At 71.3% G+C, this 13,695-nt stretch carries 15 protein-coding genes; 5 read left to right on the forward strand and 10 right to left on the reverse strand.

Features of this window, described 5'->3' with window-relative positions; genetic code table 11:
- Nucleotides 1-9: 9 nt before the first annotated feature.
- From ABIE67_RS04375 to ABIE67_RS04385, 3 genes are all read right to left on the reverse strand, one after another.
- Nucleotides 10-498 (reverse strand): helix-turn-helix domain-containing protein, encoded by a 489-nt coding sequence (locus ABIE67_RS04375; protein WP_370253410.1) that lies wholly within the window; start codon nt 496-498, stop codon nt 10-12.
- An 82-nt stretch (nt 499-580) separates the two neighbouring features.
- Nucleotides 581-1,036, reverse strand: coding sequence for an ATP-binding protein (locus ABIE67_RS04380; RefSeq protein ID WP_370253412.1), 456 nt, complete (start codon nt 1,034-1,036; stop codon nt 581-583).
- A 98-nt stretch (nt 1,037-1,134) separates the two neighbouring features.
- On the reverse strand, nt 1,135-2,355 hold the full coding sequence (locus tag ABIE67_RS04385; RefSeq protein WP_370253414.1) for a DUF6777 domain-containing protein: 1,221 nt from the start codon (nt 2,353-2,355) through the stop codon (nt 1,135-1,137).
- A gap of 196 nt (nt 2,356-2,551) precedes the next feature.
- On the opposite strand from ABIE67_RS04385, the gene ABIE67_RS04390 reads away from it, so the two are divergent.
- Entirely contained in the window at nt 2,552-3,838 is a 1,287-nt protein-coding gene (locus ABIE67_RS04390) for a streptophobe family protein (protein ID WP_370253417.1), read from the forward strand.
- Nucleotides 3,839-4,012: 174 nt separating this feature from the next.
- Here ABIE67_RS04390 and ABIE67_RS04395 read toward each other — a convergent pair whose 3' ends face one another.
- The 4 genes from ABIE67_RS04395 to ABIE67_RS04410 form a co-directional block, all read right to left on the reverse strand.
- Nucleotides 4,013-5,011, reverse strand: a complete 999-nt coding sequence (locus ABIE67_RS04395) for a serine/threonine-protein kinase (RefSeq protein ID WP_370253420.1) — start codon at nt 5,009-5,011, stop codon at nt 4,013-4,015.
- Entirely contained in the window at nt 5,001-5,549 is a 549-nt protein-coding gene (locus ABIE67_RS04400) for a hypothetical protein (RefSeq protein ID WP_370253422.1), read from the reverse strand. The genes ABIE67_RS04395 and ABIE67_RS04400 overlap by 11 nt, the downstream gene beginning before the upstream one ends.
- 9 nt (nt 5,550-5,558) lie before the next feature.
- On the reverse strand, nt 5,559-7,904 hold the full coding sequence (locus tag ABIE67_RS04405; protein ID WP_370253424.1) for an FHA domain-containing protein: 2,346 nt from the start codon (nt 7,902-7,904) through the stop codon (nt 5,559-5,561).
- Nucleotides 7,905-7,997: 93 nt separating this feature from the next.
- Entirely contained in the window at nt 7,998-8,408 is a 411-nt protein-coding gene (locus ABIE67_RS04410) for a hypothetical protein (protein ID WP_370253426.1), read from the reverse strand.
- Nucleotides 8,409-8,756: 348 nt separating this feature from the next.
- Here ABIE67_RS04410 and ABIE67_RS04415 point away from each other — a divergent pair, with 348 nt between their 5' ends.
- Both ABIE67_RS04415 and ABIE67_RS04420 read left to right on the forward strand, forming a co-directional pair.
- Nucleotides 8,757-9,140, forward strand: coding sequence for a nuclear transport factor 2 family protein (locus ABIE67_RS04415; RefSeq protein ID WP_370253428.1), 384 nt, complete (start codon nt 8,757-8,759; stop codon nt 9,138-9,140).
- Between the two features lie 76 nt (nt 9,141-9,216).
- Nucleotides 9,217-9,522: a DUF1905 domain-containing protein gene (locus tag ABIE67_RS04420; RefSeq protein WP_370253431.1), complete on the forward strand. Its 306-nt coding sequence runs from the start codon at nt 9,217-9,219 to the stop codon at nt 9,520-9,522.
- On the opposite strand, the gene mgrA is transcribed toward ABIE67_RS04420, so the two are convergent.
- Nucleotides 9,512-10,507, reverse strand: a complete 996-nt coding sequence (mgrA, locus tag ABIE67_RS04425; RefSeq protein ID WP_370253433.1) for an L-glyceraldehyde 3-phosphate reductase — start codon at nt 10,505-10,507, stop codon at nt 9,512-9,514. The two genes, ABIE67_RS04420 and mgrA, sit on opposite strands and share 11 nt — an antisense overlap.
- Nucleotides 10,508-10,644: 137 nt before the next feature.
- On the opposite strand from mgrA, the gene ABIE67_RS04430 reads away from it, so the two are divergent.
- The gene (locus tag ABIE67_RS04430) at nt 10,645-11,532 is read left to right on the forward strand and encodes a LysR substrate-binding domain-containing protein (protein ID WP_370253435.1); all 888 of its coding nucleotides are present in this window, start codon (nt 10,645-10,647) and stop codon (nt 11,530-11,532) included.
- Nucleotides 11,533-11,557: 25 nt separating this feature from the next.
- A complete protein-coding gene (locus tag ABIE67_RS04435) occupies nt 11,558-12,067 on the forward strand; it encodes a DUF664 domain-containing protein (protein ID WP_370253437.1) in 510 nt (169 codons plus the stop codon).
- On the opposite strand, the gene ABIE67_RS04440 is transcribed toward ABIE67_RS04435, so the two are convergent.
- Both ABIE67_RS04440 and ABIE67_RS04445 read right to left on the reverse strand, forming a co-directional pair.
- Entirely contained in the window at nt 12,055-13,119 is a 1,065-nt protein-coding gene (locus ABIE67_RS04440; protein ID WP_370253439.1) for an adenosine deaminase, read from the reverse strand. The genes ABIE67_RS04435 and ABIE67_RS04440 overlap by 13 nt on opposite strands.
- A 59-nt stretch (nt 13,120-13,178) precedes the next feature.
- Nucleotides 13,179-13,565, reverse strand: a complete 387-nt coding sequence (locus ABIE67_RS04445; RefSeq protein WP_370253441.1) for a VOC family protein — start codon at nt 13,563-13,565, stop codon at nt 13,179-13,181.
- Between the last annotated feature and the right edge of the window lie 130 nt (nt 13,566-13,695).

Consider the following 13,695-nt stretch of genomic DNA (forward strand, 5'->3'; position numbering starts at 1 on the left):
GGCGCGTCCTCACGCCGCCAGGCACATCCCGTCGTACCGCGCACCGGCCCTGCCGCGGCTGCCGCCCGGCACGCGGCGGGCGGTGAGCCGGACCAACTCGCCCTGTGCCAGCGACAGCAGGTCGCCGAGGCCGAGTCCGAGGGCGTGGGCGGCGGCCGCGAGGACCTCCGAGGAGGCCTCCTTGCGGCCGCGCTCGACCTCCGAGAGGTACGGCATGGAGATCCGGGCCGCGTCGGCCACGTCCTTGAGGGTGCGCTCCTGGGCGAGCCGCTCGCGGCGCAGGACTTCGCCGATCAGGTCGCGCCAGAGCGGCTCCTTGGCAGCAAGCGCCATCGGTGCGGAAACGGGAGGCGTGGCTGCGGGAGTGGCGGTGGTGGCAGTGCGGGAAGCTCTGGGGGCGGCCGATGGGCGGGCGGCGGGTGGGCGGGCGGCGGGTGGGCGGGCGGCCGGTGGGCGCAAGGGAATGACGCGGGCTTCGTTCGGCGCTTGATTGCTCACTTTCCCAGCCTATGAGCGTGCGGCTCGAGGGGAAGGGATCAGCATTCCGCCCTGGGGGAAATCGCGCCGCCCGGCCGGACCGTCACGCGTCGGTCAGCGGCAGCATCGCGCGCACCAGCTTGCCGACCGGCACCCTTTCCACGACCACCTCCGCGGCGAGGGCGTGCACTATCTCCAGACCGTGCCGGCCGACCCGCTCCGGATCCTTGGGGTAGCGGCGGGGCAGGGCGGAGCTGCTGTCGTACACGCGGACCGTCACCGCGTCGTCCGTGCCCTCCAGCTCCAGGATGTACGGGCCGTTGCTGTGCCGGTCGGCGTTGGTGACCAGCTCGCTGACCACGAGGAGCACCTTGTCCTCGGCGGGCTGCGCGATCGTGGCGCACCACTCGGTCCTCAGCCGGCCGAGGAAGCGCGCGGCGAAGGACCGTGCCTCGGCGATGCATCCCGGTTCGCCGCTGTAGTGTGCCGCTCGCCGAAGCGGTTCCACGGGCACGTCGAAACCAGTCGGAATCACTGCCCCGTCCACGTGCTCGATCATGCGTTTCTCTCTCGGAAGCCGGACTGGCCGGACGCTGCTGCACCAGTCCTGATACCCAGAGCGGAGCCGCGCAGTCACTGTGCAGGTGGCGCCGTACGTCACAGCGGCGGGGACGACGGTTCCGTTTCCTCGGACTCCGGCTGTGACTCGGTGGTCGGCTCCTCCTCGGGCGGCGAGTAGGACGATGTCGTGGTCTCGGGCGACTCGGGCTCCGTCGTCGGTTCGTCGGTCGTGGGCTCGTCCTCGGTCGTCTCGTCCTTCGTCGTCTCGTCCTCGGTCGGCTCGTCCTTCGTCGTCTCGTCCTTCGTCGTCTCGTCCTTCGTCGTCTCGTCCTTCGTCGTCTCGTCCTTCGTCGACGTCGGGGAGCTCGGTGACGTGGGCGACGACACGCTCACCGACGGGGAGGGCCTCGCCGGCCGCTTGGTCTTCTTGTCCTTGTCGGCCTCGTCCCCACGGGGGCGGGCGACCCACTCGTCGTGGTCGTGGTCGTAGATGACGAACTCCTTGACCACCTTCGGCGCGGGCGTGACCACCACGACATTCGAGGAGCGGTACGACGGCCAGGAGTCACCCTTCTGCTTGAGCGTGCCCTGCCGGGCGACCGGCGGGGTCAGCGGATTGCCGCAGGCACAGCGCACCCGGGGCACCCCGTGGTCGTCCACGAGAACCGCCGTGCCGGTCTGGAGGACGGCCTGATAGCTGTCGGCGGCGCCGTCGCGGTAGCCGTGGTTGGTGACGCGGGTGTCCATACGCAGCTGAACGGGGGTGAGGGAGCGCAGATAGGCGGGGACATCGGCGGTCTCGACGCCGGCGACCGACGCGAACGCCCGGTTCTTCTCCGGGGCGTCCTGGAGATACTTGATCTGCTTCTCCACGTCGCAGCTGGCGACGTTGCGCGTGCCGCCGTAGAGGCCGGGCGCACCGCCGTCCACGCCGATCACCGCGTTCGACGGCGCCGACTCGGTGGCCGGGGACGGGGTGATGGGCGGGGCGGTGCTGTCGGTCGCCGTGGACTGGGTGAACGGATCGGGGCCCGTACTGCCCGCGGCCTGGAGGAAGACCTCGCCCTGCGCGCTGTCGCCGCCACCACCGCGGGAGAGGACGACGGCGAGGACCACGGCGGCCACGACCACGGTGGAGAGCACCGCGATGCGGGGTACGGACTTCCACCAGGGCCGGTGGGGTTCAGGGCTCGGCGCTCCCGCTCCGCTGCCGGACGGGGGCGGCGCGGGCGGGCCCGAGGGCGGCTGGGAGGGGCCCGACAGGGGGCCCGAGGGCGGCCCTGTGGGACGGTCGGACGACGGAGGTTCGACGCTCACGAAGCCTTCTTCCCGACGCGGGATTCCTGCGGGATGCCCGGCGCGGAATGCCTACGACGCCTCTGCTTTCACTGCCTGCTTCTGTCACCTTTGTGCAGTTATCCCATTTTGTGCTCCGATGCCGTGCCGCTCGCAAGCCGACGCGGACGGACCTCCCGGCGGGCGGGCCGCTGGTGTGCTGCTTAGCGTGGGCAGAGTGAGCGCGCAGACCCCCTCCCGGCCGGCCGTGGCCGCCCATGGCTGGGTGCAGGCCCTTGCCACGGTGCTGACCGGGCTGGTCACCATGGGGGTCGTGGCCGCGCTGGGGCTGTGGGCGGCCGGGGCCGCGGACCTCCCCGACAACGGCTTCCCGCGCGTCGTCGCGGCGACCGTGGCCACGGCGGTCGGCGGCACGGTCGAGCTCTCGGGGAACGCCGGAGCGCTGGCCGAGTCCGACGCCGGGCTGACCGTGGTCCCGCTGTCCGTCACGCTCGCCGGCGCACTCGTTCTCGCCGCCGGTTTCCTGCGGCCGCTGCGGCACCGGGCCGTCGCCGGGGCCGGGGAGCTGGCCGGATGGGCCGCGAGGATCGCCGTCCTGTGGGTGATCGCGCTCCTGGCGCTGTCCCTCTCCGCCCGCCAGACGTTCTCCCTCTCGCTCGACGGCCTCGGGGAGGACGCCCTCAGCGAGATCGGTGACCTGTTCGGCGTCTCACCCGAGGTCGGCTTCACGACCGACGTCCCGGCGACGGTGTTCTTCGGCCTGCTGTGGCTGGCGGGCGTGCTGGTGATGGCGCTGCTGGTCTCGCGCGGGGCCCCGCTGCCGGGCCGGCTGCTGCGCTTCCAGGAGTCGGTGCGGCCGGCCGCGTACGCCATGGTGGCGCTGCTGCTCGCGTATGTCGTCGTCGGTGTGGTCATCGCTCTGGTCGTCGCGGCGACCCGCGGGCACCCGACCGAGACGTTCGCGGTGATCCTGCTCGGCCTGCCGAACCTGGCGTGGCTCGCGCTCACGATCGGGCTCGGCGCCACCTGGGACGGCCGGGTGGACGGGGCCTTCGGGCTGCCCATGCCCCACGTGCTCGACGAGGTGTTGCGGGGCCAGGACGTCGCCGAGCTGAATCTGGGCACACTCGGCGAGCACGACGGCCGGTGGTGGTGGCTGGTCGCCGTCGACGCGGTCCTGCTGCTGGCCGCCGCGTTCGTGATGGCGAGGCGTTCACCGGCGCGGATGCGCGCCTGGCAGCACGGCGTGCACATGGCGGTCGCGCTGGCCCTCACGGTGCTGATGATCTGCCTCCTCGGCCGGACCCACGCGCAGTACGGCCTGTCGGTCCTGGGCATCGGTGACCTGGGCGGGGACCTGGGTGGCGAACTGTTCCTGAGGCCCCATGTGTGGACCGCCGTCGGTTTCGCACTGCTGGGGGGCCTGGTCACCGGGTTCCTCGGCGGACTTCTGGCGCGTCCACTGCGGCACCGGGGCGAGGTCGCTGTCGGCGCACAGGGCTGAGCGGCATTCACCGCTGGAAACCCGGCTCAGCCCACCGCGGCAGCGGATTCCGCACGGCCGCCACCGAATCCACCGGGAGCCCCACCGCCCCGAGGCCCCACCACGCGACACAGCGAACCGTCGGCGCGGCACCGCATCACAGCGGCGTGCGCGCAATGGCGGCCGGGGCCGCGTTCACTGCCGGAAGACCGGCTCGGCCCAGCGGGGCGGGGGCTTGGGCACGTCCTTCGCCGGTTCTTCCGGCCGTCCTACGACCTTGTGGTCCACCTTCGTGGACGGGCGCCCGGCCTCCTCGCCGCCGGCCATGGCGGCGCGCAGGTCGGCGACGAAACCGAGGCAGGAGTCCTGCCGGTCGTCGGGGCTCTTGGCCAGTGCCCCCGCGAACACGGTGTCGACGGATGGGGCGAGGTCCGGGCGCGCCTCGGTCAGGGGCGGTGGCTCGTCGTACTGGTGGGCCCAGAGCAGGGCCATGTCCTCGTCGCGACGGAACGGCGGGTGGCCCGTGAGGCACTCGTAGACCACGCAGGCGAAGCCGTAGACATCGCAGCGTGCGTCGACCGGCTTTCCGGAGATCTGCTCGGGGGCCACGTAGTCGAGGGTGCCGACGAACTGGCCGACGGTCGTGAAGCCGGTCAGGGACAGTGACTTCTTCGTCAGACCGAAGTCGGTCAGGTAGGCGTGCTCCGGGTGGTCGCTGTCGGTGCCCCGGGCGACGAGGATGTTTCCGGGTTTCACGTCCCGGTGGACCAGACCGTGCTCGTGTGCCGCGTCGAGGGCGGAGGCGATCTGTGAGGCGACGCGCAGGGCCGTCGCGGGCGTCAGCGGGCCCTCGCGGTCGAGGAGATGGCGCAGATCGCTGCCGGCGACGTAGCGCATGGCGATGTACAGGACGCCGTCCGTCTCGCCCGCCTCGAAGACCGGCACGATGTGCGGATGGTCGATCGCGGCGGCCGCCCGGGACTCGTGGGTGAAGCGGCGGCGGAAGGTGTCGTTGCGGGCGAGTTCGGGGGCGAGGAGCTTCAGCGCGACCGGGCGGTCCAGGCGCAGGTCCTTCGCGCGGTAGACCACGGCCATGCCGCCCCGGCCGATCTCGCGCTCGATGCGGTAGCCCGCGACCTGGCGGCCGATCAGCTCGGAGGGCCGGCCGGAGAAGAGGCTGGTGTCACGGGCCATCGGGTGTCACGACCCGTGTCGGGGCATGTCCGGGATCGTCGGCGGCGGCGCGGGGGCCGTCGTCCGTGGCGTAGGTGGTCAGTTGTGTGCCGTCCACGTACTCCCACCGCCCTTGCTCGGCGTCGTACAGCCACATGGACTCCCCGTCGACGACCACCCCGATCCGCAGCCCGGAAGTGCGGGCGCGGAAGGACTCGCCGTCCAGGGCGCCGGACGTCAGGCCCTCCACCACGGACCGGTAGTCGGCCAGCACCCGCTCGACCTGGGTGAGCAGCGGGCGCGGGTCGGCCGTGCGGGTGGCCGGGCCGCCGTCGGCGGTGGGCGGGTCCTGCGGCACGGCGACCAGAAAGCGGCCGTCGACCCAGGCCGACCAGCCGTTGGCGCACAGGACGTGCCCCCAGTCGCCCCGCCGTTCGACGAGCTGGACCGGCAGGAACGCGTCGAGGGGCACGGTGGGCCGGGCGGGGTCGGGCTCCTCCCAGGCGGGCATGCCGCGCTGGGGGACGACGTGGGTGGGCCGGAAGCCGAGGGAAGCCATCGTCCGCGCCTACTTCCGCATCACGACGGGTTCGCGCCGGCGCAGCAGCCGGGAAACGAGGTAGCCGAAGACCACGGAGAGCACGACGAGCATGGCCACGTTGAACAGCCATACGCCCGCGGAGTGCTCGAACAGCCGATCGCCGGTCAGGTCGCCGGGCGCGATCCGGGCCAGGTCGACGGTGGCGGCCATCGCGCCGAACGCCCATCGCGAGGGCACCACCCAGGACAGCTGCTCCAGGCCCGGGACGCCGTCGAGCTTCAGCAGGGCGCCGCAGAACACCACCTGGACGATGGCGAGCAGCACCAGCAGCGGCATGGTCACCTCCTCCTTGCGCACCAGCGCGGAGACGACCAGGCCGAGCATCATCGCCGTGAAGGCCAGCAGGGCGACGGCGACGGTGATCTCGACAAGGGGCGGCATCAACACGCCTTCGCCGCCGGGGGCGTTGAGGTCGACGCCGAGCAGCGCGACCAGGGTCAGCACGATCGCCTGGAGCACGGTGATCGTCCCCAGGACCACCACCTTGGAGAGCACGTACGCCGATCTGGACAGGCCGACGGCGCGCTCGCGCTGGTAGATGACGCGTTCCTTGACGAGTTCGCGCACGGCGTTCGCGGCGCCCGTGAGGACGCCTCCGACGCACAGGATCAGCAGCGCGCTGGTCGCCTTGTCCTGGGTCAGCCTGCCGCCTGCCAGGGCACGGGTCATCGCCCCCATCACGAACGGCAGGGCGATCATGATGGCGAGGAAGGTGCGGTCGGCGCCGAGCGCCGCGGTGTAGCGGCGGATCAGGGTGCCGAGCTGGGCGCGGCGGCTGCGCGGCCGGGGCGGCCGCGTGATGAGGACCGGGCCGGTCCGGGGCTGCCGGGGCTGTCCGGTGGCGTCGGCGATGTACTGCCGGTGGTAGATCGAGGCGCGGTAGTCGCCCGCCCAGTCCCGTTCCTGGTCGCGTTCGAAGGCCTCGAACGCTTCCGGCCAGTGCTCGAACCCGAAGAAGAGCAGGGTGTCCTCGGGCGGGCCGTAGTAGGCGATCCGTCCGCCCGGGGCGAGGACGAGGAGCCGGTCGCAGATGTCGAGGCTGAGCACGCTGTGGGTGACGACGATGATGGTGCGGCCGTCGTCGGCGAGGCCGCGCAGCATGTTCATCACCGAGCGGTCCATGCCGGGATCGAGGCCGGAGGTCGGTTCGTCGAGGAACAGCAGTGACGGCTTGGTCAGCAGTTCCAGGGCGACGCTGACGCGCTTGCGCTGGCCGCCCGACAGACTGTGCACGGGCTGGTCGGCGCGCTGCTCCAGGCCCAGCTCGTGGAGGACCTCGTCGACCCGGGCCCGGCGCTCGGCCTTGGCGGTGTCCTGGGGGAAGCGCAACTCGGCGGCGTAGGACAGGGCGCCGCGGACGGTGAGCTGGGCGTGCAGGATGTCGTCCTGCGGGACCAGTCCGATGCGCTGACGCAGCTCGGCGTAGTCGTGGTAGAGGTCGCGGCCGTCGTAGAGGACGGTGCCGTGGTCGGCGGGGCGCTGGCCGGTGAGGGCGTTCAGCAGCGTGGACTTCCCGGCGCCGCTCGGGCCGACGACGGCGAGCAGACACTTCTCCCCCACCGGGAAGGAGACGTTGTCCAGGAGAAGCTTGCGGCCGCGGTCGACGGCGACCGCGAGGTCCTGCACCTCCAGGGAGATCTCGCCGGTGTCGACGTACTCCTGCATCTGGTCCCCGACCAGGCAGAAGGCGGAGTGGCCGATACCGACGATGTCTCCGGGGCCGATCGGAGCGCTGGTGATGGAACTGCCGTTGAGATAGGTGCCGTTGTGGCTGCCCAGGTCGGTGATCTCATAGGTCCCGTCGGGCAGGGCGCGCAGCTCGGCGTGGTGGCGGGAGACGATCAGGTCCTCGATGACCAGGTCGTTGTCGGCGGCGCGGCCGATGCGGACGGCTCGGGCGGGCAGCGGCCGGACGGTGGTGGGCCGGCGGAAGGTGCCGGTCAGACTGGGCATGGAGACCGCCGAGGGGCGTTCCGGCGCTCCGCCCGGAGGGGTGCGGTCCACCAGCACCGCGCGGGGTCCGTCGGACGGGTTGCCGAAGCGGATGACGGTGCCGGGGCCGACGTCCCACTCGTGGATGCGCCGGCCGTCGGTGTACGTGCCGTTGGTGCTGTTCTCGTCCGCGAGGGTCCAGTGGTCGGCGTCGGGCCGCAGCACCGCGTGATGCCAGGAGACACGGGCGTCGTCGATGACGATGTCGCTGAGGGGGTCACGTCCGACGTGGTAGTCCCGGCCTGGGGTCATCACGGTGGATCCCGACTCCGTCTCCAGGACGAGTACGGGAGCAGTCGGTGCGGCCGGTCGCTCCGCCATGCCTTGATTCTAACGATCTGCCCGCATATGCGCCTGCGTGCGCCGGGTTCGCCTGCCTGCGCCCGAAGCGGAGATCCTTCGGTGACGGAGGGGTCAGGCCACGGGCACGACCAGGATCGGGAGGGTCCGCTGCATCCGCAGGGCGTCGACCGACTCGGCGAGCAGTTCGTACTCGGTGGTCTCGTCGCTCACGGCGATCCGGACCAGTCGCCCCGCCGCCAACTCGTCGGCGACCAGTTCCTGCCGGCCCACGTCACCGCACCAGCTTCGCAGCACGGCCGGCACGTCGGGCACGTTGTCGGCGACCGGGACGAGCGCACTGGGCGGGAAGTGCTCGGCGTCCGGTCGCGGGTCTAATCGCTCGGCGATCCAGGAGGCCCGGTCCCGTAACCACCACAGCGCCAAGGCCAGCGTGGGCGCCCGGTAGGTTCCCAGGGGTACACCGATGCGCCGGCCGCCGCAGACCCCGTATGCGGTGACATGGCACAGGAACTCGTCGTGCACGTTGCCTCCCCCGTGTGGCCGTGTTCGCCTGCCGGCGTTCCTCGCTTTCGCTGCGGCTCGTGAGCGGTGCGTGAGGGAGCCGTCGCCCCATGTGAGGCACCCTCGTAGTCGAGTATGTTCACTACTGAAACACTGTCACCACGACTTTCCGGCCAGTCTCCTGGCATATTCACAGCCGGTGTTGGCCGAAATACGGCGGGTACACGTCAACCCCGGGTGTGACCGGGGCATTACCCCGGGAGTAATCGAGCTTTCCGCAGCGGGCGGGCATCGTTGCGGTACCGGGTCACCGCGACCGGGATCCCGGTTCCGACCAGCAATGACGACCTCGTTGGAGGCTGATCGCCCATGCCCGCATCCACCGACCGCTACGACATCGCCGTCGCCCGCTACTTCGAGGCCTGGAACACCCGGCAGCCCGATGCTCTGGCCCGGGCGGTCGCCCTCGCGTGGAACCCGCAGGGCGGCTACACCGACCCTCTCGCCGACGTCCGCGGCTACGAGGGGATCGTGGCCGTCGTCGCGGCGGCGCACGCGCAGTTCCCCGGATTCGTGTTCCGGCAGACCGGATCCGTGGACGGCCACCACGACACGGCGCGCTTCTCGTGGGAGCTGGTGAACGAGGCCGACGGCTCGGCGCCGGTGGCCGGGTCCGATGTGATCACGCTGGACGCCGAGGGACAGATCGTGTCCGTCCTCGGCTTCCTGGACCGGGTGCCCGCCGGGGCGTGAGCGATGAGTCCCGGGGCTCGCGGCGGTCTCTCCACGGAAAGGCCCGGAGAGAGCGCCGCGAGCGGAGGAGGACCTCATGACCACGAGCGGGAAACACGCCGCGCACCGGAAGGTGGATGCGGAATTCACCGCCGTCCTGCGCAAGAGCCTGAGTAAAGGTGGTTGGACCTTTGTCGTCTGGCCGGAGTCCGTCGACTTCTTCGGCACCCGCGGACTGGTCAGGGTCCGGGGGACGATCGACGGACATCCGTTCCAGAGTTCGTTCATGGCCCTCGGAGACGGCACCCACAAGCTTCCCGTCAGGGCCGATGTGCGCAAGGCCATCGGGAAGCAGGAGGGCGACTCCGTAACCGTTCGGCTGACGGAACGGCTCAGCCCTTGAGGATCGCGTCGATCCGGTCCAGTTCCTCCGCGTCGAAGTCCAGGTTGCGGGTGGCGGCGACGCTGTCCTCGATCTGCTGGGCGCTGCTCGCACCGACGAGCGCCGAGGTCACCCGGCCGCCGCGCAGGACCCAGGCCAGGGCCAGCTGGGCCAGGGTCTGGCCGCGGGACTCGGCGATGTCGTTCAGGGCCCGCAGCTTGCCCAGCAGTTCCTCGGTGATCGCGTCGGCGTTCAGGAACGGACTGCCGCTCGCGGCCCGCGAGTCCTTCGGGATGCCGTCGAGGTAGCGGGAGGTCAGCTGGCCCTGCGCCAGCGGGGAGAACACGATCGAGCCGACCTGCAGTTCGTCCAGGGCGTCGAGGAGCCCCTCCTCCTCGGGGCGGCGGTTCAGCATGGAGTAGGCCGGCTGGTGGATGAGCAGCGGGGTGCCGAGTTCGCCCAGGATGCGGGCGGCCTCCCGGGTCTGCTCGGCCGAGTAGTTGGAGATGCCGACGTACAGCGCCTTGCCCTGCTGCACCGCCGAGTGCAGGGCGCCCATCGTCTCCTCCAGCGGAGTGCCCGGGTCAGGGCGGTGCGAGTAGAAGATGTCGACGTAGTCCAGGCCCATCCGCTTCAAGCTCTGGTCGAGCGAGGACAGCAGGTACTTGCGGGAGCCCCACTCGCCGTACGGGCCGGGCCACATCAGATAGCCGGCCTTGGTGGAGATGATCAGCTCGTCGCGGTACGGCGCGAAGTCCGCCTTCAGTGCCTCGCCGAACGCCGACTCGGCGGCACCGGGCGGCGGGCCGTAGTTGTTGGCCAGGTCGAAGTGGGTGACGCCGAGGTCGAAGGCGCGGCGCAGGATGGCGCGCTGGTGCTCGACCGATCGGTCCGCCGGTCCGAAGTTGTGCCACAGTCCGAGGGACAGCGCGGGGAGTTTGAGGCCGCTGCGTCCGGTGCGCCGGTAGGGCATGTCCGCGTAGCGGTCGGTGTGTGCGGTGTACAACGCGACTCCAGAGGGGTTGGCACACGAAGGCCGGCTCCGAAGAGCCGGTGTCTCAGTCGCCGTCCACTCTGTCGCGACCTGCGGGCAGTGGTCCAACAGGTAAATCAGATGGGATTCAGCGGCTACGCTGCTCAATCATGGAACTGCGCCATCTCCAGCATTTCGTGGCGGTCGCCGAGGACCAGCACTTCACCCGGGCGGCCGAGCGCCTCATGGTGTCCCAGTCGGGTCTGTCGGCCTCGATCCGGGCCCTGGAGCGGGAGTTGCAGACCCCGCTGTTCGTGCGGACGACCCGCCGGGTGACCCTCACCCCGGCCGGGCGGGCGCTGCTGTGCGAGGCGGAACGGATCCTCGCGCAGGTACGGGCCGCCCATGAGGCGGTCGCCGCCGTGCAGGGCGTGCTGCGCGGGATGCTGGCGCTGGGGTCCGAGCAGTGCATCGCCGGGGTGCATGTGGCGGGGCTGCTCGCGGCCTTCCGGCGGCAGCATCCGGACGTGGAGATCTGTCTGCGTCAGGCGGGTTCCGGCGCGCTCGCGGAGGAGGTCGCGGCCGGACGCCTCGATCTGGCCTTCGCCGTGCGGGCCGCGCAGGAGGACACCGATCAGCTGCGGGTCGTACCGCTCACCGGCGAGCCGATGACCGTCCTGTGCCACCCCAGCCACCGGCTCGCGACGGCCGGCGCCGCCGTCACCCCGGAGGAGCTGGGGGGCGAGGTCTTCGTCGACTTCCACCCGGACTGGGGGCCGCGCCGCACCACCGACGCCGTCTTCGCGGCGGCGGGCGTACGGCGGTCGGTCGCGCTGGAGGTCAACGACGTGCACAGCCTCCTGGACCTGGTGGACGAGGACCTCGGCATCGCCGTCGTCCCCCGCCACTTCCGGCACAAGCGCAGCTCACTGACCGCGCTGCCGGTGAAGGGCACCGGCGAGACCGTCTACGAGACGGTCGCCCTGCTGCCACCCCCGCAGGCCACGAGCCCGGCGGCCCGGGCCCTCATGGCGCTGCTGGAAACGGAAGGCGCGTGACGGACGGGTGCGCGATGGTGGAGCCATGCATGCAAAGGACATCCTCATCGACGGATTCAACCGCATCCAGGAAGAAGTCCACGCCGCCGTCGAGGGCCTCGACCTCGACGCCCTGCACGCCCGGCCCGCCGCCGACGCCAACTCCGTCGCCTGGCTGGTCTGGCATCTCACCCGCGTCCAGGACGACCACATCGCCGACGCCTTCGGTCTCGACCAGGTCTGGCTGACCCAGGACTTCCAGAAGACCTTCGGCCTCGACCTGCCGCGCACCGACACCGGCTACGGCCACACCGCCGCGAAGGTCGCCAAGGTGCGGGTCGACTCGGGTGACCTGCTGACCGGCTACTACGACGCCGTGCACGCCCAGTCCCTGGGGGCCCTGCGCGAGGTGGCCGCCAAGGACCTGGAGCGCGTCGTGGACGAGCGCTGGGATCCGCCCGTCACCCTGGGCGTACGGCTGGTCAGCGTCCTGTCCGACGATCTCCAGCACGTCGGACAGGCCGCCTATGTGCGCGGGCTGCTTCAGAGCGCGTAGCCCGGGACGACGACGTCCTCGATGAGGGCCTTGCGCTCGTCGAACGGGATGAACGCGCTCTTCAGGGCGTTCACCGTGACCGTGCGCAGGTCCTCGACGGTCCAGCCGGCCTCGTCGACCAGCAGCGACATCTCCCGGGTCATCGTCGTCCCCGACACCAGACGGTTGTCGGTGTTGAGGGTGACGCGGAAGCCGAGGTCCTTCAGCGCGGTGATCGGGTGCTCGGCGATGGAGGTGGCGGCGCCGGTCTGGAGGTTGGACGTCGGGCACATCTCCAGTGCGATACGGCGGTCGCGCACCCAGCCGGCCAGGCGGCCCAGCTTGCCGTCCACGATGTCGTCCGTGATGCGCACACCGTGACCGATGCGCTGGGCGCCGCAGACCTGGAGGGCCTGGTGGATGCTGGGCAGGCCGTGCGCCTCGCCGGCGTGGATGGTGAACGGCACGCTCTCGCGACGCAGGTGCTCGAAGGCGTCCAGGTGGTCGGCGGGCGGGAAGCCGTCCTCGGCGCCGGCTATGTCGAAGCCGACGACACCGGCGTCCCGGAAGGCCACGGCGAGGTCGGCGGCCTCACGCACCCGGTCGAACATCCGCATCCCGCACAGCAGGGTGCCGACCCGGACCGGGGTCCCGGCGGCCGCGGCCTTCGCCATGCCGGCCGCGAGGCCTTCCTGGACGGTCTCGACGACCTCGGCGAGGGTCAGCCCGCCGTTGGTGTTCAGCTCGGGGGCGTAGCGCACCTCGCCGTACACGACACCGTCGGCCGCCAGGTCGAGGACGTACTCCTCGGCGGTGCGCAGCAGGCCCTCGCGGGTCTGCATCACGGCGAGGGTGTGCTCGAAGGTGGCGATGTAGCGGACCAGGTCGCCGGAGTTCGCGGCCTCGTAGTACCAGGCGGCGAGCTCGTCCGGGTCGGTGGTGGGCAGGATGTGGCCGACCTCGGCCGCGAGCTCCACCACCGTGGCGGGGCGCAGGCCGCCGTCGAGGTGGTCGTGCAGGACGGCCTTGGGGAGGCGGCGGATCACTTCGGCGTCTACGCGCGTAGCAGTCATGGGCGAGGTCTTTCCTTGAGCCTGGTGCGGGGCGATTCGGAGGGGCGGGAGGAAGTGGGTCAGCCGGCGGCCTGGAGCAGGTCCCAGCGGTTGCCGTACAGGTCCTGGAAGACGGCGACCGAGCCGTACGGCTCATGCCGGGGCTCCTCCAGGAAGGTCACGCCCGCGGCCAGCATCCGGGCGTGATCGCGGGCGAAGTCGTCGGTGTGCAGGAAGAACCCGACACGCCCGCCGGTCTGGTCGCCAACCCGGGCGCGCTGCTCGTCGCCCTTGGCCCGGGCCAGCAGCAGCCCGGTGCCCTGGTCGTCGGCCGCCACGACGACCCAGCGGGAGCCGTCCGGACGCGGGGTGTCCTCGACGAGCCGGAAGCCGAGGGCTTCGGTGTAGAAGCGGATCGCCTCGTCGTAATCGTCGACGACGAGGGTGACCAGGGCGATGCGTCTCATCGGGGCCTTCCGGGAGGTGCGATTGACGGGAGAGGTTATACGTAAAACGTCACGGGCGCCAGTCACTCACGGGACGGGCCCCGGTCGCGCCGCGACCCTAGGTCGTGTCCTAGGACTGAGGCCCGAGTCG

It is taken from the genome of Streptomyces sp. V4I8, from assembly GCF_041261225.1.
Lineage (GTDB): Bacteria > Actinomycetota > Actinomycetes > Streptomycetales > Streptomycetaceae > Streptomyces.